General features: G+C 38.1%; 22 protein-coding genes. 13 read left to right on the forward strand and 9 right to left on the reverse strand.

Annotated elements, in window-relative coordinates; all coding sequences use genetic code 11:
• Positions 1–21: 21 nt before the first annotated feature.
• Both JXQ92_RS08365 and JXQ92_RS08370 read right to left on the reverse strand, forming a co-directional pair.
• The gene (locus JXQ92_RS08365; RefSeq protein ID WP_421986147.1) at positions 22–1,251 is read right to left on the reverse strand and encodes an MFS transporter; all 1,230 of its coding nucleotides are present in this window, start codon (positions 1,249–1,251) and stop codon (positions 22–24) included.
• An 87-nt stretch (positions 1,252–1,338) separates the two neighbouring features.
• Entirely contained in the window at positions 1,339–1,794 is a 456-nt protein-coding gene (locus JXQ92_RS08370) for a MarR family winged helix-turn-helix transcriptional regulator (protein WP_421986148.1), read from the reverse strand.
• 165 nt (positions 1,795–1,959) lie between these two features.
• Here JXQ92_RS08370 and JXQ92_RS08375 point away from each other — a divergent pair, with 165 nt between their 5' ends.
• From JXQ92_RS08375 to dapA, 8 genes are all read left to right on the forward strand, one after another.
• Positions 1,960–2,499, forward strand: a complete 540-nt coding sequence (locus tag JXQ92_RS08375) for an RNA polymerase sigma factor (RefSeq protein ID WP_421986149.1) — start codon at positions 1,960–1,962, stop codon at positions 2,497–2,499.
• A 31-nt stretch (positions 2,500–2,530) separates the two neighbouring features.
• On the forward strand, positions 2,531–3,076 hold the full coding sequence (locus tag JXQ92_RS08380) for a hypothetical protein (protein ID WP_421986150.1): 546 nt from the start codon (positions 2,531–2,533) through the stop codon (positions 3,074–3,076).
• 4 nt (positions 3,077–3,080) lie between these two features.
• Positions 3,081–3,566, forward strand: coding sequence for a hypothetical protein (locus JXQ92_RS08385; RefSeq protein WP_421986151.1), 486 nt, complete (start codon positions 3,081–3,083; stop codon positions 3,564–3,566).
• Between the two features lie 93 nt (positions 3,567–3,659).
• Positions 3,660–4,886: an exodeoxyribonuclease VII large subunit gene (gene xseA, locus JXQ92_RS08390; protein WP_421986152.1), complete on the forward strand. Its 1,227-nt coding sequence runs from the start codon at positions 3,660–3,662 to the stop codon at positions 4,884–4,886.
• Positions 4,879–5,076 (forward strand): exodeoxyribonuclease VII small subunit, encoded by a 198-nt coding sequence (xseB, locus tag JXQ92_RS08395; RefSeq protein ID WP_421986153.1) that lies wholly within the window; start codon positions 4,879–4,881, stop codon positions 5,074–5,076. Before xseA ends, xseB begins: the two co-directional genes overlap by 8 nt.
• Before the next feature lies 1 nt (position 5,077).
• Positions 5,078–7,132 (forward strand): NAD-dependent DNA ligase LigA, encoded by a 2,055-nt coding sequence (ligA, locus tag JXQ92_RS08400; protein WP_421986154.1) that lies wholly within the window; start codon positions 5,078–5,080, stop codon positions 7,130–7,132.
• Positions 7,132–7,650, forward strand: coding sequence for a DUF6913 domain-containing protein (locus tag JXQ92_RS08405; RefSeq protein WP_421986155.1), 519 nt, complete (start codon positions 7,132–7,134; stop codon positions 7,648–7,650). Before ligA ends, JXQ92_RS08405 begins: the two co-directional genes overlap by 1 nt.
• Positions 7,650–8,516: a 4-hydroxy-tetrahydrodipicolinate synthase gene (gene dapA, locus JXQ92_RS08410; RefSeq protein ID WP_421986156.1), complete on the forward strand. Its 867-nt coding sequence runs from the start codon at positions 7,650–7,652 to the stop codon at positions 8,514–8,516. The genes JXQ92_RS08405 and dapA overlap by 1 nt, the downstream gene beginning before the upstream one ends.
• Before the next feature lie 52 nt (positions 8,517–8,568).
• Here dapA and JXQ92_RS08415 read toward each other — a convergent pair whose 3' ends face one another.
• On the reverse strand, positions 8,569–8,742 hold the full coding sequence (locus tag JXQ92_RS08415) for a histone H1 (protein ID WP_421986157.1): 174 nt from the start codon (positions 8,740–8,742) through the stop codon (positions 8,569–8,571).
• 98 nt (positions 8,743–8,840) lie between these two features.
• Entirely contained in the window at positions 8,841–10,091 is a 1,251-nt protein-coding gene (locus JXQ92_RS08420; protein ID WP_421986158.1) for an aminotransferase class I/II-fold pyridoxal phosphate-dependent enzyme, read from the reverse strand.
• Between the two features lie 160 nt (positions 10,092–10,251).
• Between JXQ92_RS08420 and JXQ92_RS08425 the strand changes: the two genes are divergently transcribed.
• Genes JXQ92_RS08425 through JXQ92_RS08435 form a run of 3 tightly spaced genes read left to right on the forward strand, consistent with a single transcriptional unit; the run spans position 10,252 to position 13,592 of the window.
• The gene (locus JXQ92_RS08425) at positions 10,252–11,748 is read left to right on the forward strand and encodes an acetyl-CoA carboxylase biotin carboxylase subunit (protein ID WP_421986159.1); all 1,497 of its coding nucleotides are present in this window, start codon (positions 10,252–10,254) and stop codon (positions 11,746–11,748) included.
• Between the two features lies 1 nt (position 11,749).
• Positions 11,750–13,057: a DUF1015 domain-containing protein gene (locus tag JXQ92_RS08430; protein WP_421986160.1), complete on the forward strand. Its 1,308-nt coding sequence runs from the start codon at positions 11,750–11,752 to the stop codon at positions 13,055–13,057.
• Positions 13,023–13,592, forward strand: coding sequence for a Maf family nucleotide pyrophosphatase (locus tag JXQ92_RS08435; protein WP_421986161.1), 570 nt, complete (start codon positions 13,023–13,025; stop codon positions 13,590–13,592). Before JXQ92_RS08430 ends, JXQ92_RS08435 begins: the two co-directional genes overlap by 35 nt.
• A gap of 56 nt (positions 13,593–13,648) precedes the next feature.
• Here JXQ92_RS08435 and JXQ92_RS08440 read toward each other — a convergent pair whose 3' ends face one another.
• From JXQ92_RS08440 to sdaAB, 3 genes are read right to left on the reverse strand one after another with little or no spacing between them, the layout of a single operon-like run.
• On the reverse strand, positions 13,649–15,043 hold the full coding sequence (locus JXQ92_RS08440) for an efflux RND transporter periplasmic adaptor subunit (protein WP_421986162.1): 1,395 nt from the start codon (positions 15,041–15,043) through the stop codon (positions 13,649–13,651).
• Positions 15,044–15,048: 5 nt separating this feature from the next.
• Positions 15,049–16,503 carry a TolC family protein gene (locus JXQ92_RS08445; RefSeq protein WP_421986163.1) on the reverse strand — a complete coding sequence of 485 codons (1,455 nt, stop codon included), beginning with the start codon at positions 16,501–16,503 and terminating at the stop codon, positions 15,049–15,051.
• A gap of 15 nt (positions 16,504–16,518) precedes the next feature.
• Complete coding sequence (sdaAB, locus tag JXQ92_RS08450; RefSeq protein WP_421986164.1) at positions 16,519–17,196, reverse strand: L-serine ammonia-lyase, iron-sulfur-dependent subunit beta; 678 nt, start codon at positions 17,194–17,196, stop codon at positions 16,519–16,521.
• A gap of 81 nt (positions 17,197–17,277) precedes the next feature.
• Between sdaAB and JXQ92_RS08455 the strand changes: the two genes are divergently transcribed.
• A complete protein-coding gene (locus JXQ92_RS08455) occupies positions 17,278–18,102 on the forward strand; it encodes an aminotransferase class IV (RefSeq protein WP_421986165.1) in 825 nt (274 codons plus the stop codon).
• Here JXQ92_RS08455 and JXQ92_RS08460 read toward each other — a convergent pair.
• A complete protein-coding gene (locus tag JXQ92_RS08460) occupies positions 18,080–18,874 on the reverse strand; it encodes a thymidylate synthase (protein WP_421986166.1) in 795 nt (264 codons plus the stop codon). The genes JXQ92_RS08455 and JXQ92_RS08460 overlap by 23 nt on opposite strands.
• Before the next feature lie 29 nt (positions 18,875–18,903).
• On the opposite strand from JXQ92_RS08460, the gene JXQ92_RS08465 reads away from it, so the two are divergent.
• Positions 18,904–21,210: an efflux RND transporter permease subunit gene (locus JXQ92_RS08465; protein WP_421986167.1), complete on the forward strand. Its 2,307-nt coding sequence runs from the start codon at positions 18,904–18,906 to the stop codon at positions 21,208–21,210.
• Here the strand turns inward: JXQ92_RS08465 and JXQ92_RS08470 are convergent.
• The gene (locus JXQ92_RS08470) at positions 21,207–22,574 is read right to left on the reverse strand and encodes a DUF5723 family protein (protein WP_421986168.1); all 1,368 of its coding nucleotides are present in this window, start codon (positions 22,572–22,574) and stop codon (positions 21,207–21,209) included. The two genes, JXQ92_RS08465 and JXQ92_RS08470, sit on opposite strands and share 4 nt — an antisense overlap.

Here is a 22,574-nt window from a genome sequence, read left to right on the forward strand (position 1 = left end):
TATTCGTCATCGTTTTATTCGTCATCGTTGTTTCGCTGCCTCTTTAGCCGTTAACTTCTTCAGGAAGAACAAGGCTATTAATAAGAGGGCCATTGGTATCAGGGTATAGGTAAACGCCTGATCAGCACCTAACTCTTTAAAGAGAATACCAATTATTCTAGAGCCTAGCGTACCACCAAGCGCAGAGAATATAATAATCAAACCAGCCATTGGGCTATGCAGCTTTTTCTCTAGTGCACTTAATACCACAGAATTTAATAGCGGGTATATGGGCGCAATGAATAAACCTACTAATGGAAATGCATACCCAATAAGTGGTACATCAGCCAGTGTTTCAACAAGACCAATATCTGCATTTACGGCTTTAGGCAGAACGAATATTACTACACCCATGGCTCCTATTATGCAGACTGTAAGCACCCAAATCCAGGAAAATCTTTTTGCCAATTGTCCTGCCAAAATCCTACCTATCCCCAAACTAATAGCCAAAATGCTTGCCATCATTATTGCAACATTCTCAGGTAACTCAAGGACTCTTTCATTAAACGTAGGCAACCAAGTCATGATACCCTGCTCTATCATTACAAACAGAAAAGCTGAGACCACGAAAACAATAACAAGTACCTTTGCAATAAGCTTAAGCATTTGCGCAAAATCCTCAGCGACATCGGCCCCTGGAACTTCATCTCCTTCTTGAAAATCAGCCCTAAGCAGAAACAAAAATGAAAGCAGTGTAAGCCCGGCCAGTAGCCAATAAACATTTAGCCAAGCATTGGGATCACCTTCTGCATTGAAAGCAGGAAAGAGAAAATAGGCCAAAGCAATTCCAAACATGAAAACACCTTCGATATTACTCATTAAGCTGCCATGTTCTTTCGGTGTTTGTGTAACCAAGCCTATTACAGAATAAACGGATACCTTAATAATAGCAAAGCTAATTCCCACAGTAGCAAAGAGGATTTTGGCCGCCCAAAACGAATCACCAAAATACATGGCAATACAAGCAAAAAACACCAAACCCAGTGCCGTAAGCATTCCTTTCTTATACCCTATTCTAGGCAAGAATGATGCAATGATAAAAGAAACTATAGCAATAGGTAAGTCTTTAAAAGCTTCCAGAATACTGGCATCAACTTCGTCAACTCCCCAAACATTCTGAGCTTTGAGGATCACAATACCAACACTATTCAAGAGGATAGCAAAAACAAAGTAGTTGATATAAAGCGAAAGCTTTATGGTATTATTTTTCATAGTCGCGCGTTTCAGCTTGAATTGGAAGTTAATGAAAAGCTACGAAAAAAGATGAGGATGTCTAACAAGGGAGCTTAGTGAAAACAATCACTTCGATCTTAGCGCATCTAAGTTCTCATTGAGTTGGTTGACCTGATCTTCCGACAAATGAGTCAATCTTTTTAGCCAATCTGTCAGCGCCTGATCTACTTGCTCGAGTAATAATAAACCCTTTTCAGTAATTCTTACGTCTTTGGCCCTTCTATCGGTTTTGCACACTGTGCGCTCCACTAAGTTTTTAAGTTCTAACCTATCCACTATCCTTGAGGCATTAGACATGCGGTCAATCATACGTTCAATGATGGTGTTGACAGTACAAACATCAGGGTATTGGCCTCTGAGTATTCTCAAGACGTTATACTGAGGATTTGTCAAACCAAAAGGTCGAAAAACTTTAGTTTGCTCATCAACCACCCAACTATTCGTAAACATTATATTTACAACGAGCCTTTCATAAGGGTTTTCAAAATTCCTACCCTGTTTGATTTCCTCTTCGATGCGCATTTGACGAGACGTTTTGATCTCTATAAAAATAAGGAATAGTTATTATTAGTACGACTAAAACACAATAGTTCTAAATGAATCTATTAAAGCAGTATATTTAATATCGTCCTATGTTAAACCATTGAATGTCACAGTGGTCTAAAGAATCGTAAACCATTGGATCGGTTGGAAGACAAAGAAATTTTACACGCCTTTAAGGTATCTGCGAATAAGGATTTAGCCTTTCGTAAACTGGTGGAAGAATACCAGGAGCGTATCTATTGGCATATTCGTAAAATCGTCATTACACACGACGATGCTGATGATGTGGTGCAAGACACTTTTATTAAGGTGTACAAGAACCTTGACTCTTTTAGAGAGGCTTCTCAACTGTTTACATGGATCTATCGAATTGCTACAAATGAAGCGTTAAACCATCTGAAAAAGATGCAGAGGCGGCCTTCCATCTCAATGGATGATGTTTACCAAGAGTTGGAAAACCATTTAAGTCAAGGAGTAGATATTGACGGAGACGAAATTCAGTTAAAACTTCAAAAAGCACTTTTGAGCTTGCCTGAAAAACAACGTCTTGTTTTTAATATGCGGTATTTTGACGATTTAAAATACGACGATATCGCTGAAATAACAGGAACTAGTGTAGGCGCATTGAAAGCCAGTTATCATTTAGCAGTTAAGAAAATAGAAGACTTCTTGGGTAAAGATTAAACCCTTTAAGCCTTTGATTATCAAAGAGAAAATGAAAAACAAAGAACACGATAACAATCCTTTAAAAAGCAAAAAGCTGAAACAATTACCTTTTAAGGTGAAAGGAGATTATTTTGATGCTTTGACCGAAAACATCATGAACGCTGCGGAAGCAGAGAATAGTGACTTAAAATACAATTTGCACCTTAAAAAGAATCCATTAATAGTACCTAATGGATATTTTTCTGACCTGACTAATCGTATTGCTGATCGGGTAGAAAAAGATACGAAGGTGATACCTATATACCGCCAAGCATGGGCCAAATGGTCGGCTGTGGCAGCCTGTTTAGCACTTCTTGTTACTGTTTATTTTAATACTGAGAAACAGGTGAATACTGACGATTGGAATGACATTTCAAGCCAATCTATAATTTCCTACTTAGAAGAAGAGAATGCCTTAGATGCTGATCTACTGATTAATATTGAAGAAATTGACAGCATTCTAGATGAAATTTATACTACGGAAACTAGTTCTTTTGCGAGTGCGTTAGACGATAACCCAGAACTAGATTACGATTTTGAATACTTTGATTACTAAGCTTATGAGAGTAATATATTTAAGTATAGCCATTTTATTACTGAGCCTTCCCACTTTTGCCCAAGGCGGAAATCGTGGACCTCAAATGGATAGAGAAAAGTTACAGGCCGCACGGATTGCCTACCTTACCAATAGGCTAGAGCTTGATACTGAAACCGCAAAAGTGTTTTGGCCATTGTTTACAGAATATGATAATAAAAAACGCGAACTCGGTAAAAAATATGGCACTCGAAAAAGGGCTTTATTCAAAGATGGTACGCGCAATGTGTCGGATGAAAATGCTGACGAAATGCTTGGCATTTATTTAGAACAAAAGCAGGCGGAGCTAGATCTTGAAAAAGCTTATCTCGGAAGATTTAAAAAAGTACTGTCGCTTCGGCAGGTTTGGAGAGTTATAAGGTTTGATTCTGACTTTAGAAGAGACCTTTTCGAAAGAGCCAGCAGAAACGGAGAAAATAGAAGAGGACCTGATGATAAATCTGGGCGTTAAATTAAACATCGTTCTTTAGAAAAAACCTGCACAATCTGCAGGTTTTTTTGTTTGCAGCCATTTGGCTTTGACGTAATTTGCAATATGTCAAAAATGAGCCTTTTTGAACTCACCAATCTCATCAAGCAGACACTTGATACTAGCTTGGCCCCTAGTTATTGGGTGATCGCAGAAATAAGTGAACTAAGACTTAATCAGAAAGGCCATTGCTACTTAGAACTAGTAGAAAAAGAAGGCAACTACATTCAAGCTAAACTTAGGGCCAATATATGGTCATACACCTACAGAACTATAAGTGAGCAATTCCTGTCATCGACTGGTTCTGAGCTAAAGAGTGGCATAAAAGTTTTGCTCAATGTAAGTGTAAGTTTCCATGAAGTTTACGGTATGAGTGTTACGGTAAACAACGTAGACCCAAACTATACCATCGGTGAAAAATCTCGACTAAGGGAAGAGACCATTCAAAAACTGAAGGAAGCTGACCTTATAAATAAGAATAAGCTTCATACTTTACCTGAAGTCCCTCAAAAGATAGCCGTAATCAGTTCGGAAACGGCAGCAGGTTTTGGAGACTTTATGAATCAGATCAAAGAGAATTCTAAAGGCTATCATTTCGACGCGACACTTTTTCATTCAACCATGCAGGGAAATGAGGCAGTCATTTCAATCAGAAAAGCCTTCAAAGCCATTCACGAATCTGATGTAGCCTTTGATGTTGTTGTTTTGATTAGAGGTGGTGGAGCAAAAACTGACTTAGATAGTTTTGATTCGTTTGAATTAGCCAGAGCCATTGCCCTTTTTCCACTTCCAGTGCTTTCAGGCATCGGTCATGAAAGAGATGTAACAGTGGTAGATTTTGTCGCGCACACATCATTAAAAACACCAACTGCTGTAGCGGAATTCTTAATTTCGGGTATGGATCGGTTCAACGACCAGCTGTTGGAATACGCCTACCGTGTAGAGAAGGTATTTGAGCAAAAACTTAATTCCCAGCAACAAAAGCTTCAAGAGCTAACCCATAGAATTGAGCACGTTTCAATTCAATTATTAAAAAGTCATCAACACTTATTAAAGGAAAAGTCACTGGCTTTAAAATATAAGGCGAATCACTTCTTCGAGAAACAAAACGTAAAAATCGATGCACTTCAAAAGCAACTAGAGCTAATTGATCCTGAGTTAGTATTGAAAAGAGGATACACCCTTACACTTAAAGAGGGTAAGCCTATAGAATCATTGGAGATAAAGGTAGGTGATCAAATTGAAACAAGAACATCGGATAGTAATATAAAAAGTAACGTAACGGCTATAGAGCATGAGTAAAAAGTCCATAAACTATAAAGAAGCTATAGATAGAATCGACGAAATTGTAACTACAATTGAGACTGAAAACATAGATATTGATGAGCTGACGGCCATGGTTAAAGAAGCTACCAAGCTGATAGGCGAATGCAAGGACAAACTTCATAATACGCAAAACGATCTTCAGTCATCTTTAGACAAATTGAATTAACATGACGAGTCAGGAAGCAAAAGAAAGGATTGAATTTCTTTCGAAAAAGGTAGACTATCATAATCAGCTGTATTATCAAGAGAGTAAATCAGAAATCAGTGACTACGATTTCGACCAAATGCTCAACGAACTCATTGCCTTAGAAAAAGAATTTCCCGAGCATAAAAAAACCGACTCCCCTACTCAACGCGTTGGCGGTACCATTACAAAGTCATTCGATAGCATCACGCACAAATATCGAATGCTATCACTTGGGAATACCTATTCAAAAGAAGAGCTTATTGATTGGGATAACCGTGTAGCTAAAGGACTTGATTCTTCGGAATACGAATATTTCTGTGAACTTAAATTTGACGGTGTTGCACTAAGCCTAACTTATGAAAATGGATATTTAACCAGAGGTGTTACACGAGGAGACGGCGTGCAAGGAGATGATATTACAGCGAATGCTAAGACAATCAGAAGTATTCCACTCAAGATTGACAGTAAAAATATTCCCGCTGAGTTTGAAGTACGTGGAGAGGTATATTTCCCTAAAAATGAATTTGAAAGAGTTAACAATGAACGCGAAGACATAGGAGAAGATAAACTTGCCAACCCAAGAAATGCTGCTTCTGGCACGCTCAAAATGCAAGATTCTTCCATTGTATCGAGCAGAAAGCTCGACTGCTATTTGTATTATTTGCTAGGTGAAGACCTGCCATATGGTACTCATTCCGAGTCTATGTTAAAGTTAGAAGAATGGGGTTTCAACGTTTCACCGACTTATCGTTTGTGTAAAAACATTGATGAGGTACTCGAATACCTTGCTGAATGGGAAGAAAAAAGGCATGATCTACCTTCTGAAACTGATGGGGTTGTCATAAAAGTCAATCGACTTGATCAGCAGGAAGAATTAGGCTTTACGGCAAAGAGTCCAAGATGGGCCATTTCTTATAAATATAAAGCAGAAAGTGCTACCACTAAATTGGAAAGCATATCGTACCAAGTAGGCAGAACAGGTTCCGTAACGCCAGTGGCTAACCTTAAACCAGTACTGTTAGCTGGTACAACTGTAAAAAGAGCTTCTCTACATAATGCGAATGAAATTGAACGGCTCGAAGTGAGAATAGGAGATATTGTACATGTAGAAAAAGGAGGTGAAATAATCCCTAAAATCACCAGCGTTGATTTCTCTCAAAGAGACCTTTTCAGTGTCCCCGTAGAATATATCAGCCACTGCCCTGAATGTAATACCCCTTTAGTACGAATCGAAGGGGAGGCCAATCACTATTGTCCTAACGTAGAAAGCTGTCCTCCGCAAATTCAAGGAAGAATTGAACATTTCATTCAACGCAAAGCCATGAATATAGATAGCCTTGGTACAGAGACCATTCGAGGTTTGCTGGACAAGGGATTAATCAAAAACTATGCTGACCTATACGGTCTCTCTTTTGAGGAACTAAATGGCCTAGAATTCAAAACTTTCTCTGAAAAGAAAGGTGAGTATAGTCAGAGAAGCCTTAGAGAAAAATCGGCCAATAACATTATCAAAGCGATCAACGAATCGCGTCAAATTCCTTTTGAGAAAGTACTATTCGCTTTAGGTATAAGGTACGTTGGACAAACAGTAGCTGAAAAACTTGCAACTCATTATAAGACAATAGATGCGCTTTCAAACGCTGATCTTGAATCATTGGTGAACGTACCAGAGATTGGTGAAAGAATAGCGCAAAGCGTGATACAGTTTTTCAGTGAAGAAAAAAACAAAGCATTAATCGGCCAACTTAAAGCAGCTCAGCTTCAGCTTGAAACTATTGAAAAAGAAATTATTTCGGAGAGTAATAGCCTTGCAGATAAATCATTCGTTATAAGTGGTGTATTTAGCCAATTTTCCAGAGATGAATTGAAAGAAAAAATAAAGGCCAATGGTGGAAAAGTCGTTAGTTCGATTAGCGCTAAACTAGATTTCTTGGTAGCTGGGGATAAAATGGGGCCAGCGAAATTAGAAAAAGCGACAAAACTAGAAGTCAAAATTATATCTGAAACCGAATTTTTAAATTTATTAACTGATTGATGTCAATCTTATCTAAAAAGCTTCTTACGCTCTTCAACAAATCAGATAAACGGGGTAAAAAGAACGTTTTACCAGTGATTTCTTTTGAAACAGCTAAATCCGTTGGAGTTCTTTATACTTGGAAGGATAACCAAAAGGAGCTCGAGGTAGAAAAATTCATTGATCTACTAAAAAATGAAGGTAAGTCTGTAGATACACTTTGTTATAACCCTGGAAAAGAGACTATTAACACAATCAATCCAGTTGTTAGTGTTACTGATCTTTCTGCACTTGGTAAACTGAATGCAGACTCCTCAAATGCTTTTAGTAATAAACCGTTTGACTTTCTTTTTCATTTAGATTTTGAATTAGATGAGATCGTTCAGAGTATTTTAAATCAAACAAATGCGCGTTGTAGAGTCGGATATCATTCTCCTGACAATTCGAGTTATTACGAGTTGATGATCGGTATTGATAAAAGTGCTGGCTTATCTAATTTTACAGCTCAAATTGTAAAATATATTAAGGCAATTAAATAATGGATTTATTTAGAGGTACTGGTGTTGCACTTGTTACACCTTTTAAACAGGATGGATCAATTGATTTTCCTGGATTAAAGTCTTTACTAGACTTCACCGCTCAAGGTGTGGACTACTATGTAGTTATGGGCACTACGGGCGAATCGGCTACAATATCAGCTGACGAAAAAGCAGAAATTTTAAGTTTTGTTAAGGCAAACAATAGTAAGCAGCTCCCAATAGTCTATGGCATTGGTGGTAACAACACCTTAGAAGTTGTAAAAACCATTGAGGCTACTGATTTAGAAGGTGTAGATGCGCTTCTATCTGTAAGTCCTTATTATAACAAACCAAGTCAAGCGGGTATAGTAGCTCATTTTGAATACATCGCTGACAGAAGTCCAGTTCCTCTTATACTATATAATGTACCGGGGCGTACAATGTCAAATATGTCGGCAGACACAACAATTCAGTTATCTAAACACAATAATATTATAGGTATTAAAGAAGCTTCGGCTGACCTAAAGCAATGCAAGGCAATTATCAACGGAATGGATAGTAACTTTTTCTTGACTTCTGGTGAAGATTTAATGACCTCGGATTTGGTGAAAGCAGGCGGAATCGGAATAATTTCGGTTCTCGCCAATGGATTCCCAAAAGAATTTAGCAAGATCGCTGAACAGGCGCTTGTTGGTAATTATGAAACATCGGATACAATAACAGCCTCTTTCAAAGCGGTAAACCCGTTGATGTATGAAGAAAGCAACCCTGTAGGTGTAAAGGAAGTACTTCGCCTGAAAGGTGTTTGTGAAGGTTATGTAAGGCTACCGCTTCTAGCGGCAACTACAGATCTAAAAAGCAGAATACAGTCCTTAACAGGGCTATAAAATAAAAAAGGCCACGACATGTCGTGGCCTCATTTATCTAATAATCAGTTTCTTAAGCGTTTTTCTTGCTTTGAACGTCAACTCTGATTTCTTGTGCTAGGTTCTTAAGCTCTTGCATTCCTTTTCTTACTCTAGTTCCAGCAGCTTGGTTGCCTTTGTCATAGAACTTTTCGAAATCTCCTTCTAAAGAATCTACTAAATCTTTCACTTTACTAAATTGACTCATATTTATCGTGTTTTAAGGTTGTTGATAATAATGTCTAACTGGAGGCAATATAAATCAAAATGTTCTATTGTCAACAGTGAAGGCACTTTTTTTTGGATTTACTCTCCAAAAGCTATTGCCACATCTTCTTTTTTATATTCTTCGGTAAGAAGCTTTCCTTTTATAGCTTCGAATGCTGCAATTGTTTCTGCTACATCTTCTAAAGAATGAGACGCCGTAGGAATCAATCTTAAGATAATTGTACCCTTAGGAACTACAGGATAAATTACGACCGAACAGAAGATATTAAAATTCTCCCTTAAGTCTTTACTTAATGCTGCAGCTTCACCTATAGTACCATTCAAAACAACCGGTGTTACTGGAGATTGGGTTGTACCTATACTAAACCCTTTTTCCTTGAGTCCATTCTGAAGTGCATTCACAATAACCCAAAGCTTGTCTTTATGCTCCGGGTTGTCTCTTAGCATTTGAAGTCTCTTTAAAGCGCCTATAACAAATGGCATAGGAAGTGACTTCGCAAAGATTTGCGATCTAATGTTATACTTAAGGAATTTAATTATGTCTTTATTTCCAGCTACAAAGGCTCCGATAGCAGCCATTGACTTGGCAAACGTTGAGAAATAGATATCAATTTCGTCCTGACATCCTAACTCCTCACCTGCCCCTGCGCCAGTTGCTCCAACTGTACCAAAACCGTGTGCATCATCGACAAGGAGTCTAAACTGAAACTTTTTCTTTAACTCAGCAATTTCTTTCAGCTTACCTAAGTTACCCGACATTCCGAATACACCTTCAGTAATCACCAAGATACCTCCGCCCGTTTCTTGCGTAAGCTTAGTAGCTCTCTCTAATTGCTTTTCTAAGTTCTCGATGTCATTATGAGGGAATACAAATCTTTTACCCATGTGCAATCTCACACCATCAATAATACATGCGTGTGACTCTGCATCATAAACAATAACATCTTTACGGTCTACAACCGCATCAATTACAGATAATACACCTTGATATCCGTAGTTTAACAATAGGCCAGCATCCTTACTTACAAACTCTGCTAACTCTTGCTCTAATTGCTCGTGATATTTTGTGTTTCCTGACATCATTCTGGCTCCCATTGGGTAAGCCATCCCCCACTCTGCAGCGGCATCAGCATCGGCTTTTCTTACTTCAGGATGGTTTGCCAACCCTAAGTAGTTATTAAGACTCCAAGTAAGAACCTCATTGCCCATGAAATTCATGCGAGGTGAGATTTCACCTTCTAGCTTAGGAAACATAAAATACCCCTCAGAAATGTCTGAGTGCTTCCCTAGCGGTCCACGGTTAGTCAGTAGTTTTTCAAATAAATCCAACGTATCTGTCTTTAAAATTAGTTGATGTAGACTTTCTAAAACAAGATGCAAAGGTAACACTATAATGACCATTTATCAAAAATCTGATCACATATAAAGCATTGATTGGTTCTGAATATGATTATTATTAATTAGCATTGCCAGCTGAAAATCTATGGATATGTCTAAGAAGAAAATAAATAAGATTCTTGTTGCAAACAGAGGAGAAATCGCCATTCGTGTAATGCGAACTGCTAAAGAAATGGGAATCAAGACGGTTGCCATCTTTAGCGATGCCGATATAAACGCCCCACACGTCGCATATGCTGATGAAGCAGTGAACGTAGGCCCTCCTGCATCTTCTGATTCCTATCTTAACATTAAGCGAATTATAGACGTTTGTAAAGAGCTTAATGTGGATGCAATTCATCCAGGTTATGGCTTTTTATCAGAGAATGCCTCATTTGCAAAAGAAGTTGCCGCTAATGGCATCACTTTTATTGGCCCTTCCGCTCATGCCATTGAGGTAATGGGTGACAAACTTGCTGCAAAAAATGCAGTGGCCAGCTATAATATCCCTATGGTTCCAGGTGTCAATCACGCTGTTACCGAAATTGAGGAAGCCACTACTATTGCCAAACAAATTGGATACCCTGTTTTAATTAAAGCAAGTGCAGGAGGTGGCGGTAAAGGAATGCGAGTTGTTGAAAACAGTGAAGAACTTCCTGAACAAATGCAAAGAGCAATGAGCGAGGCTCAATCCGCTTTTGGAGACTCTTCTGTATTTGTAGAAAAGTATATCGGCTCACCTCGCCACATTGAAATTCAGATTTTAGGTGATCAACACGGGAAAACGCTCTATTTATTCGAACGAGAATGCTCAATTCAAAGAAGGCATCAGAAAGTAATTGAAGAAGCTCCTTCACCAGTAGTAGATGATCAAATGAGAAAAGCTATGGGTGAAGCGGCAGTTGATGTTGCCAAAGCTTGCGGATATTATGGTGCAGGTACTGTAGAATTCATTGTAGATGAGAATTTAGATTTCTTTTTCCTTGAAATGAATACACGGCTACAAGTAGAGCACCCAGTCACTGAAGAAATTACAGGGATAGACTTAGTGAAAGAGCAAATTTATGTGGCTGAAGGCAAGGCCTTACAAATGGATCAAGGTGACCTAAAAATCAATGGCCACTCTATGGAAATTCGTGTTTATGCCGAAAACCCTAGAGAAAACTTCCTGCCAGATACAGGAACGCTTCATACCTACACTACTCCTCAAGGGCCTGGTGTTAGAGTGGACGACGGATATGAACAGGGCTTAGATATTCCAATTTATTATGATCCTATGATCGCCAAATTGACAACTCACGGAGCTAACCGAGAACAAGCAAGACTTAGAATGCTTAGAGCCATCGCTGAATATGAAATTTCGGGCGTGCAAACCACACTAGATTTTTGTGACTTTGCTTTGAAACACGAAGCTTTTATTTCAGGAAATTTCGACACTAAATTCGTTGATAAATTTTTCAAACCAGAGTATTTGAACAGTAATGATCCGCAAGAGGAAGAAATTGCTTTGGCGCTAGCCGCACACCTTTTAAATGAGCAAGCAACTGGTGGTAAGCAGGCCAATAATGGAGGTAAATTGAGTAAATGGAAGCTAAGAGCCAAGCAATAATATGGCAAAAATCATCCCCTTTAGAGCATGGCGCTATAACAACGAGCTATCTAAAAATATAGATGAGCTCACATCTCCCCTGTTTGATGTAATATCTGATTCTCAAAGAGATAAACTTTACGGAAATAAGTACAACAGTATTCATTTGAGCGTGCCACGACATGGAGATATTCCTAAACACACCTCTGTACTACTGGAAGAATGGAAAAATTCTGGTGTGCTTAAACAAGATTCGCTGCCAGGAATCTATGTTTATTACCAGTACTTCTCTTTACCTGGAATCTCTCAAGAATTCATAAGAAAAGGCTTCATTAGCTTTATTGAAGCCTCTGATTGGGATGATCCTGATGGCCAAATATTAAGGCATGAAAATACTATGCCCCATTCTGTCAATGATAGAATTGATGTGCTAAAAGCGACTGAAATGAATGTAAGCCCAACTCATGGACTTTATTTCGATGAAGAATTTGAGCTAGAGCATTATATGGATGAAAGTATGCTTAATCCTATTTATGAAACAGAGGATTACCAAGGCGTGAAAGATGTACTTTCTGTAATTCATGACCATAACATCATTAAGAAGTTCATTAAAAAGCTTTCTAAAAGTAAAGTTATACTTGCCGACGGTCATCATAGGCTTGAAGGTTCGATAGTCTACCGTAAACAACAAAAAGAAACGCGAGACAAAACATCAGGACAGGAAGGCTTCAACTTTCATATGATGTACCTCACTAATGGCGAAGCGAATGATTTAAGGATACTCCCAACACACAGACTTATTAACGGTATAAACGACTTCAAAAAAGAGGAGCTTCTTAAAAAACTATCCCCCTATTTTATAATCAAATATCTAGAAAACCCGAATGACATTTCGGAGATCATACTCGGAAAGAAGTGGGCTTTTGGCTTGCTCTTCGATGATGAGGCGATAAAATTAAGACTTAAGCCAGAGGCTATTGATCTATTAGATTGGAATTTCCCTGAATCTATTAAATACTTAGATCTAACAGTAATGCATTATTTCATTATTGAAAAAGCCCTTGGGATTCCTGGTAAAGAACAACGAGATTCCAAACAAATAAGCTTTGAAAGGAATTTTGCCAACTGCATTACTAAAACGATCAGAGGGGAAGCACAATTTGCTATTATAACGCAAGACATTAGCATGGAAACGGTAAAGGAAGTATGTTATTCCGGGCATACCTTGCCTCAAAAATCAACTTACTTCTATCCAAAGGCCATATGTGGTTATCTTTTCGGTTCAATAAGAGACAATGAATTTGAATTACCGTTTAATCCTGGCTTCTAAATCACCCAGAAGACAAGAACTGTTAAAAAGTCTAGATATAGATTTTGAGGTAGAAGTTAAACCTATTGACGAGTCTTTCCCTTTGAGCACTCCGCCACTTGATGTCGCTGAATTCATAGCAAAGAAAAAGTCCAATGCTTTCGGACGATTGGGAAAAACTGATTTACTACTTACGTCCGACACTGTGGTTATAGTAGATGAACAGATTCTTGGCAAGGCCGCAAATGAAAAAGACGCGTTTGAAATGATCTCGATGCTATCTGATAACACCCATAAGGTGGCAACTGGTGTGTGCTTGAGAACTTCAGAGAAGACAGTCAGTTTTACTGCCGTTACTAGGGTTAGCTTCGATAAACTTGATTCTGAAGCAATCAACTACTACATAGATACCTATAAGCCATATGATAAAGCTGGGAGCTATGGTATTCAAGAATGGATTGGTATGATAGGTATTAATCAAATTGAAGGCGACTACTATAATGTAATGGGTTTGCCTTTAAATATGCTCTATAAGCACCTTAAAGAATTTGCATAAAAAAAGAGAGAAAAGTCTCCGTTCCTCTCTTCTAAAATTACTTTATCTAATACTTTTTAGTTATCTGAACTAGCAGCAACTGCAACTTTTTTACCTCCAGTTTTCTCAACAAGATCACCTGTTTTCAAACGCTTCGACACAACAAAGAATGGTCCTGACACTACTTGATCACCTTCTTTTAGTCCTGAAAGGATTTCTATATTGTCATAATCACTAATACCAGTTTTAACTTCAACCATCTTAGCAGTTCCGCCGTCATTGATAAAAACTACTTCTTTAATATCAGCTTTTTCTTCTGGTCTGGCATTCGCATTAGTTACTTGAAGTCCACCATCATCGTCGTTGCCATCATTACCGAACACTTTTTTATCCAGTTTAGGATTCCTAGTTGTCACCGCGGCTAAAGGCACTGTCAATATGTTTGCTTTAGTCGTTGTAATAATCTCAACACTTGCAGTCATTCCAGGTCGGAATGGAGAAGGGCCTTGGATTTCAGAAAGCAGGTCAGAAAAACTATCGTTTATAATTCTAATCTCGACCTTAAATTCAGTAACCGCATCAGCAGAAGCTTTTGGGTTAGCCGTATTAGCAATTGAAGTAACAACTCCTTGGAATTGTTTATCCATAGAGGTGTAGGAATCAACATCGATAATTGCTGTATCACCAACATTCACGCGAATAATATCGTTCTCGTTCACATCAACTTGAACTTCCATTTGGTTCAGGTCTGCTAGACGCATCATTTCAGTACCTGCCATTTGCTGTGTACCTACTACTCTTTCACCTTTTTCTACATTCAACTTAGATATCGTTCCTGTCGATGGAGCAATTACAGTTGTAAGCCTTACATTTTCCTCTGCTTCTGCTACTGTAGCTTCGCTTGACTTAATGATAAACTCTGCAGCTTTTACACTTTGTTCAGCAGCATCTAAATTATATTTAGCTACTTCAAAATTCGCCTTAGCAGTTTCATAATCGGCATCGGAAATAACATTCTCCTTCTTCAATCTTTCGGCCCTGTTAAATGCTAACTCCGATTGCTTTAACTGTGCCTCGCTACGAAACTTACTCGCTTTTGACGAAGCCAGATTAGCCAGTTGTTGGTTTAGGTTTGCCTTTGATCTATCTAATGCGGACTGAAGGTTATCAGGTCTAATTTTAACCAAAACCATTCCTTCAAGTACATCATCACCTTCTTCAACATTCAATTCAATAATTTCACCAGCGACATCTGGGCTTATTGCAATCTCAATTACAGGCTGTACAACCCCTGAAGCTGTTACTTTTTCTACTATTGTATTTTTACTTGCTTCAGCGAACTCAACTTTAATCGTTCTTTCTCCTCCGATGAATCCTGCTTGCTTACCGATCACTGCAAATAGTACTACTAGTACTACCAAAATCAGTAATATCCATATGATCTTATTTGATCCTTTTTTCTTCTTAGCCATTGTTCTTAATCTAATGTAATTGGGTTGCCTAGATAAAAGTCTAGTATTTTCACTCTAAAAATGTACTCGTATTTCGCACGAACTAAGTCTGTCCTAGCAGCGAATAGATTGTTGCTTGCTACTTGGTAGTCTACCGAGTTCACACTTCCTACGTTGTACTGTTGCTCTGCAGCTCTAAAAGATTCCTCAAGAGCCGCTACTCTTTTAATTGATGCTTGATAAGATTTTAAACCAGCAGTAGCATTGTTGTATGCAGTCTCAATATTTTGACGCAACTGGTTTTTAACGTTCTGAGAAGTAATCTCAGCACGTTGTCTTGTGATTTGTGCTCTTTGAAGGTTCGAAGTGTTTGCCAACCTACTAAAGATTGGAATATTCAAACTCGCTCTAATGGATTGACCAAGGTTATCATCGAACTGATTGATAACGCCATATGAATCGCTAAAAATACGGACGGCCTCTTGTCTTGGGTCAGTAAAAACCCTATCTCCGCTACCTTGGACAAAACCAATGTCCTGTGCGGGGACATCTATGTTCTGTGTTCCTATTAGCTCTCTAGCCTGATCAGAATAGTTGGTTGAAATGCTGCCACTAAAACTTACTGAAGGTAAGAATGCTCCTTTTGCGATTTTCTCACCCATTGTACTACTTTGAATACCAAGTTCAGCACTCTTTACTTCTGGCTGATTTTCAACAGCGATGTCGTAAATTCTAGACGGTGCGTTCGCTGTCATATTTACGTTTTCTACCTCTAGCTCAGGAATAGTAATATTCAATTCTTGATCAGCGGGCATCTGCATAGCTTGCTTTAAATTTAATAATGCAAGACTTAAAGCATTTTCAGCATTAACTACCTGCACTTCGTTAGAAGCTAACTGAGACTCTAAGTCAAGCTGACGTGTTATTGGGTCAGACCCAGCTTCAACAAGTTTCTTAGTTCTTTCCAACTGACTTGACGTTACTTCTCTTTGGAATTTGGCGTTTTCTAATTGCTCACGATTTAAAAGAACATTTAAAAAATTCGTAGCAACACTTAAGCCAACGTCATTCTTAGCTTTCTCCAAATCAAAAGCGCTTGCCTGAAGATTTAATTCGTTTTGCTTAATGGTGTTCTTTAAAATACCACCTTGATAAACATTTACCCCTGCATTTGCTGAAAGACCTCCACTTAAAAATGATTGACTTACGAATGCGTTAGTAACAGGGTCAATTGTTCTACCGAACGATTTACCTAAACTACCGCCGGCATTAAGGTTCGGTAGTCTTGCAAACTTCGATTGCTTAACTGCAATTTCGTTTTGGAGTTGAGTTAATTGACTATTTCTAATCGTCAAGTTGTTTTCTCTAGCATATTTGACACACTCTTCGAGTGTCCAAACTTTGCCATCATTTGCGCTTTGACCAATTGCCAAGTTCACGGATAATCCGAGAAGAAGGCTGTAAAAAAACTTACGTTTCAAATTCATGGGTTTCTATTAAAAATCTATATCCGGAATAAAGATGACCTCTCTTATCCATTCCAAATGTTTTAAATAATCTATTGTAACCTTAGGAGGTTTTGAATCCATTTCAATAACATGACATGCCATATCATGTTTTCCTTTTCTGTTTACTGACATTGAAGCAATATTGCATTCGTCATTTGCCAGCACAGTTGCTATAAAAGCGATAGCGCCTTTTCGATCGTTGGCTAGAAGTATCATGGTAGTGATATTGGCATTAAAACCTACACTGAAACCATTTACTTCTGTAATTCTTATTACACCACCTCCACGGCTTTCGCCTGTCACTAGAATTTCTCGCTCGCCGGAAGACACAACAATTTTTACCGTGTTGGGATGCATTGTTGAAGCATTTCCAACGGACCTAAATTTAATATGAAAGCCAACGTTCTTAGCTTCATCGAATGCAGTCTTAATTCTTAGGTCATCAGTTTTGAAATCCAGCAATCCTGCGACTATGGCTCTATCACTGCCGTGACCCTCATAAGTTCTAGCAAATGAATTATAGAAAGTGATCTCAGCTTTTTCAGGTTGAACACCTAAAATCTTGCGCGCTACTCTACCTATTCTTACTACACCGGCAGTGTGTGAACTAGACGGTCCTATCATTACGGGACCTATCATATCAAAAACACTACTTTGTTCTGCCATTATCTATAAGATTTCAAAATCAATATTAGGGAATTAAGTACTTTCAATTTTTCCATTATGTTTGAAAGGTCAATACCCTACATGAAAGCGATATTTAACTCTCGAATAGTCAATACCAATGATCACCTGATTAAAACTGACGATCGTTCATTTTGTTATGGAGACGGGCTATTCGAAACAATTGTTACAAGCACTGATCGATTTAGTTTGATCGATTTTCATATTGCCAGATTGCAACGTGGCTGTACGATAATGGAAATGGAGTACCCTGAAATTCTAACGCGTAATTATATTGAGCAATCAATCGAAAAACTGGCATCCCAAAACAATTTGAATGGTGGACTGAAAAGCAAGCTAAGACTTTGGAGAAATCAGGGAGGTCTTTATGCCCCAACTGAATCATCCTCTTCATTTTATTTACAGGTATCGACATCCGAACCTAAGGTATTTGATGTGCTTAGAGAAATAGGTTTAACCAAAGACTACAAAACTCAATTCAGCCCAATCTCATTTGCTAAAACAAGTAATGCTTTAACGTATGTTCTTGCCGGAGTTGAAAAAAACAAAAAACATTTCGACGATATCATTCTCTGTGACACACATGGCAACCTAGCAGAGTCTCACATTGCAAATCTGTTTTGGATTAGTGACTCAAAAATCTACACACCAAAACTAAGCACTGGTTGCGTATCAGGTGTAATGAGGTCTTTTATCCTGAAATTTTTAGAGGAGCAAAATGATGCTGTCATCGAAGTTGAAGCGCCTATTGAAACATTAAAAGAAGCCACCAGCATTTTCACTACAAATGCAGCAGGCATTAGATATTATCAACACTACAATGGTGGCACTTACGAGAACCCAGCAGGAAGACTAGAAAAACTTATTAAACGGCTACAGCAGCCTTAATATGCGGATGTGGATCGTAACCTGTTAATTCAAAATCTTCGTATTTGAACCCAAAAATATCTTTAACATCAGGATTTAACTTCATTTGTGGAAGCGGCCGAATATCTCGGCTTAACTGAAGCTCCGTTTGCTCATAATGATTAGAATACAAATGAGCATCTCCGAATGTATGTACAAAATCTCCAGGTTCTAAACCGCATACTTGGGCAACCATCAGAACCAATAGAGAATATGAAGCAATATTGAAAGGCACGCCTAAGAATACGTCTGCACTTCGCTGATATAATTGACAACTCAACTTTCCATCGGCCACATAAAATTGAAAAAAAGTATGACATGGAGGAAGCGCCATATTATCTACATCAGCTACATTCCATGCACTCACTATTAACCTTCTGCTGTCTGGAGAATTTTTGATTTGATTAATCACTTTCGTGATTTGATCAATTGTTCCACCATTGCCATCAGGCCAGTTTCTCCACTGATAACCATAGACCGGACCCAAGTTCCCTTGCTCATCTGCCCATTCATCCCAAATTCGAACGCCGTTATCCTTCAGATACTTTATGTTAGTATCTCCCTGTAAAAACCATAGTAATTCATGGATGATAGATCTCAAGTGAAGTTTCTTTGTAGTTACAACCGGAAAACCTTCCGAAAGATCGAATCGCATTTGATAACCGAAGACACTTTTCGTACCAGTACCTGTTCTATCACTTTTTTCAACACCATTTTCAAGAATATGCTTCATTAAGTCGTGGTACTGCTTCATAATGTCTACGATTTTATAGTTTTGAATTAATGAACAAAGTAAATCAAAATGTGCCTAAAGGGAAGGCTTCCTCTGAAGTTTTTAAGTCTCCTAAGTGGGTTCAACGATTTGCTCCAATTACAAAGCAAAAAGCGATCATCAGGCTTTCCATTTTGCTGATCATAACCGTTTTCTTAGGGCTGCAAATACCTAAAATTAAATTCGACTACGATTTTAATAGCTTCTTTCCTGAAGGGGATGAAGAACTGGCATATTATGAACGTCTTAACGATTCTTTTGGCGAATTCAATGACTTCCTTTTTATAGTCCTAAAGTCAGAAGAACCTACAAGCTCCGCCTTTCTTAAAGAAACTTACGAAACCATAGATAGCCTAAATCGAATTCTTAAGGTCCTAGAAGTACAAAGTCTTTTTGATCTAAGGAGAATTCAAATCACACCATTTGGTATCAATCAAGTTAACCTGGTACACCCAAAGAGTGATATTGAGGCCAACGAAAGCTTAAGTAAAATACTTAGTGGAAAATTTTTAGGGAGAGATGAGAACTCTATGCTCCTTATGCTTCGGCATGAAGCTTTTCAAACCAAAAAGGCTGGTGATCTATTTTACAATGAATTGAATAATTACCTGAAATCAATTTATGGCCATGAGTTTCTCATCTCTGGTAAAATTCAAATGCAGTACGATTTTACCAGAAAGTTTGAAAAAGAACTAGCCAATCTACTAACCATTGCACTAGCTTTTGCTATTCTTATTTTACTATTACTATTTAAGAGCTTTAAAGGGGTAGTTATCCCTATACTGACACTAGTAATCTGTATAGTGTGGACAATGGGATTTATTTCCCTTTCAGGAAAGGCAATCGACGTTATGGTTGTCATAATTCCAGCCATATTATTGATTGTCTCTCTATCTGATGTAATACATCTTATAAATAAATACGATGAATTTAAGAGAGAAGGAAAAAAAGCATCTGAGGCTCTTTATGCTTCAATACTATTCATTGGAAAGGCTAATTTCCTGACTACCATTACCACCTGTTTTGGTTTTTTAAGCCTTTTGGTTATTCCAATACAACCCATTCAAGACTTTGGACTTTACACTGCCTGTGGGGTTTTATTTGCCTTCTTAATCACTTTCATATTAATCCCCTGCCTTCTATTCTTCTTCCCTAAACCCGTAGAACGTACCAATAACAACAACTTTTGGAGTGCATTTCTCACTAATTTATTTGTTAAGGTTGTAAGAAGAAGAAAAGCCGTTATGCGTGTAACAGTAATTATCTCTGGCATTTTAATTTCCGGAAGTACATTCTTACGTATGAATACATCCATTTTAGTAGGTTTTCAAAAGGGCGAGCCGGAATTAGAACAAGTAGCTTACTTTGATGATAGCTTCGATGGTTACAAACCATTTGAACTGGGAATTCAGGTTCTTGGAAACCGAGAAATCATTGATAGAGACGTTCTTCTTGCAATAGAAGAGATCGAAAGTTACTTAACCAATAGTTATGGCGTTTCTCATGTCGAATCACCTTTGAATTTGATCAAAGAAATAAACGCAGGAATTTATGGCGGATCGGAAAACCATCTGGAAATCCCTAAACAGCAAGATATTAAGCGTGTTCGAAGAATTTACTACAGTCCCAAACTGAAAGAATCAAGGCAGCTTTTTGAAATTGAAAACGAGCAAATGATAAGGCTTTTTGGTCGTTCAAAAGATTTAGGGAGTTCTGAGGCCAGAATTTTGAACGAAAAGCTCCTAGACTTTTTATCAACCAGAAAGCACCTTTCTATTTTAGAAGTGAGACTGACAGGAACATCTTATTTAATTGATAAAACGGATAATTATATTGTCAATGCCCTGATCAAGGGCTTAGGTTTTGCCACCCTTACCATTTCAATCTTACTACTCATATTCTTTAAAAACTGGCGTTTAGTATTTGTATCGCTTATACCTAACCTATTACCTGTTATAATACTTTTTGGATTGATGGGACTGTTCAGCATTGACCTTAACATCTCCACGGCCGTTATCTTCACTGTTGCGTTCGGTATAGCAGTAGATGACAGTATTCATATGATTGTAAGATATTATATGGAGAAAAGAAAAGGCACTTCACCTATCTGGGCCATGAAAAGAACTGTTGCAGGAACAGGTAAAAGTATTATCGTAACCAGTTTGGTAATTCTTGGCGGCTTCTCGTTGTTTATGACATCAGGTTTGTCGTCACCGTTTTACCTAGGAATGTTTATTTCAATAACAGCAATGGTAGCACTGATACTAGATTTGACAGTGCTACCATTACTTATTTTGGGAATTTCAAAAAAGGATTAGAGCGCATCCAAATCTGCAACCTTGTCTTTCTTTATCCATTTTTTATAACCGAACATCAAGTTTAGACCGAACCTAAAGTCAGCTTTAGAATACTGCTCAGGTCCACTTGTCACTAAAACATTATCCATCGCCAAGTACATTTGTACTGGGCCAAAATTTGTTCCTAGGTTGGCTCCGAAATTCACTTCGTTATTAGAGCCTCTATAAGTTCCTAAAACACCTACAACAAACTTGTCGAACTTGTGATTGTATGAGAGTGCATAATTCGCTGGAAAGTCACTTAAAGCATTTGTCTGAAAATAGGTCAGTGAAAACCTGTCATCCGGCGTTAAATATGCCGAAGCCGTTAAGTACATTCTAGAAGGCAAGTTGGTCTTGAAGCCTAATTGGGTTTCGTTAGACCTGAAATTGTTCTCTAAGCTATCCTTAAATACCTCACCAGAATCCTCCAAGCCTTCTAACTGAACACCGCTAAATGTGGCAACGGTATCTGCTGTATTATAATTTCTAACTTGCTCTTTCCAATTAATAGACCCCAAATCACTTATAGATGCTTCTACTTCCAACCAATCTAACGCTTTGAACTTGGCTCCAAAATCAAAAGCTATTGTTTGATTGTCGTTAGACATTATATAATCCGTAAGCTCATTCGATTCATAATCATCTGAATTGAAGAGAAAATCTAAACCAGCAGAATTAGCAGTCGCATTTTGAGTGGCAATTTGCCAGCTGAAATCATTAGCGTTTGTAGTTAATGTTGCCGAAGCGCCATCTTCTATAGAACCATGGAATATTCCTGTCACTAATTTAGCTCTAGCACCAACTGTTAATCGATCGCCAAGAAACTTACGAGCATATCCTACACCAATCTCATGGTAAGCCTCAACTCGTAATCTCGTATCAGAAAAGTCAATAGTCTGACCAATTTTATTTCCATTACCGTTGGCAACAAAATCAATAAAGTCTTTACCATAAACAAAGTCCATTGTTGCGCGAGCATTTGCAAAGAAAGAGTACCCTCCTTTTTTAGTTTTAATGCCAACATGAAAAAGATTTGAGGTAACATCTAAGTTTAGGTAATTCCGTTCCTGTGCTACAGAATTCATCAAATCAAAATCAAGCGTCAACTCTGCTTGCCCATCAGGCCTTGAAAGTAGCTCTTGCAATTTAAGGTCTCCTTGAAGCATAACACCAACGTTTGCTGCAGGTAAACTCACGGTAATCGAATTGTTTGGAATAAATGCAGGTTGCAAACCTTGAGTTTGCGGTACGATGTCACGCAATTGATAAAATGACAAGTAACCTTGTGCGCTTACGCTTAATGCGCTCAGAAGGAGTAATGTAATTATAGTTAGCTTTTTCAT

The organism is Roseivirga sp. (genome assembly GCF_049099775.1).
Classification (GTDB): domain Bacteria; phylum Bacteroidota; class Bacteroidia; order Cytophagales; family Cyclobacteriaceae; genus Roseivirga.

What these genes read in the sequence shown, in the direction of transcription:
- JXQ92_RS08440 (WP_421986162.1), bottom strand. Translation starts at nt 15,043, where the DNA reads ATGGCTAAGAAGAAAAAAGGATCAAATAAGATCATATGGATATTACTG.
- JXQ92_RS08465 (WP_421986167.1), top strand. Translation starts at nt 18,904, where the DNA reads ATGAACAAAGTAAATCAAAATGTGCCTAAAGGGAAGGCTTCCTCTGAA.
- dapA (WP_421986156.1), top strand. Translation starts at nt 7,650, where the DNA reads ATGGATTTATTTAGAGGTACTGGTGTTGCACTTGTTACACCTTTTAAA.
- JXQ92_RS08370 (WP_421986148.1), bottom strand. Translation starts at nt 1,794, where the DNA reads ATGCGCATCGAAGAGGAAATCAAACAGGGTAGGAATTTTGAAAACCCT.
- xseB (WP_421986153.1), top strand. Translation starts at nt 4,879, where the DNA reads ATGAGTAAAAAGTCCATAAACTATAAAGAAGCTATAGATAGAATCGAC.
- JXQ92_RS08460 (WP_421986166.1), bottom strand. Translation starts at nt 18,874, where the DNA reads ATGAAGCAGTACCACGACTTAATGAAGCATATTCTTGAAAATGGTGTT.
- JXQ92_RS08385 (WP_421986151.1), top strand. Translation starts at nt 3,081, where the DNA reads ATGAGAGTAATATATTTAAGTATAGCCATTTTATTACTGAGCCTTCCC.
- JXQ92_RS08435 (WP_421986161.1), top strand. Translation starts at nt 13,023, where the DNA reads ATGAATTTGAATTACCGTTTAATCCTGGCTTCTAAATCACCCAGAAGA.
- JXQ92_RS08415 (WP_421986157.1), bottom strand. Translation starts at nt 8,742, where the DNA reads ATGAGTCAATTTAGTAAAGTGAAAGATTTAGTAGATTCTTTAGAAGGA.
- JXQ92_RS08380 (WP_421986150.1), top strand. Translation starts at nt 2,531, where the DNA reads ATGAAAAACAAAGAACACGATAACAATCCTTTAAAAAGCAAAAAGCTG.
- ligA (WP_421986154.1), top strand. Translation starts at nt 5,078, where the DNA reads ATGACGAGTCAGGAAGCAAAAGAAAGGATTGAATTTCTTTCGAAAAAG.
- JXQ92_RS08425 (WP_421986159.1), top strand. Translation starts at nt 10,252, where the DNA reads ATGTCTAAGAAGAAAATAAATAAGATTCTTGTTGCAAACAGAGGAGAA.
- JXQ92_RS08470 (WP_421986168.1), bottom strand. Translation starts at nt 22,574, where the DNA reads ATGAAAAAGCTAACTATAATTACATTACTCCTTCTGAGCGCATTAAGC.
- sdaAB (WP_421986164.1), bottom strand. Translation starts at nt 17,196, where the DNA reads ATGGCAGAACAAAGTAGTGTTTTTGATATGATAGGTCCCGTAATGATA.
- JXQ92_RS08405 (WP_421986155.1), top strand. Translation starts at nt 7,132, where the DNA reads ATGTCAATCTTATCTAAAAAGCTTCTTACGCTCTTCAACAAATCAGAT.
- JXQ92_RS08430 (WP_421986160.1), top strand. Translation starts at nt 11,750, where the DNA reads ATGGCAAAAATCATCCCCTTTAGAGCATGGCGCTATAACAACGAGCTA.
- JXQ92_RS08365 (WP_421986147.1), bottom strand. Translation starts at nt 1,251, where the DNA reads ATGAAAAATAATACCATAAAGCTTTCGCTTTATATCAACTACTTTGTT.
- xseA (WP_421986152.1), top strand. Translation starts at nt 3,660, where the DNA reads ATGAGCCTTTTTGAACTCACCAATCTCATCAAGCAGACACTTGATACT.
- JXQ92_RS08455 (WP_421986165.1), top strand. Translation starts at nt 17,278, where the DNA reads ATGAAAGCGATATTTAACTCTCGAATAGTCAATACCAATGATCACCTG.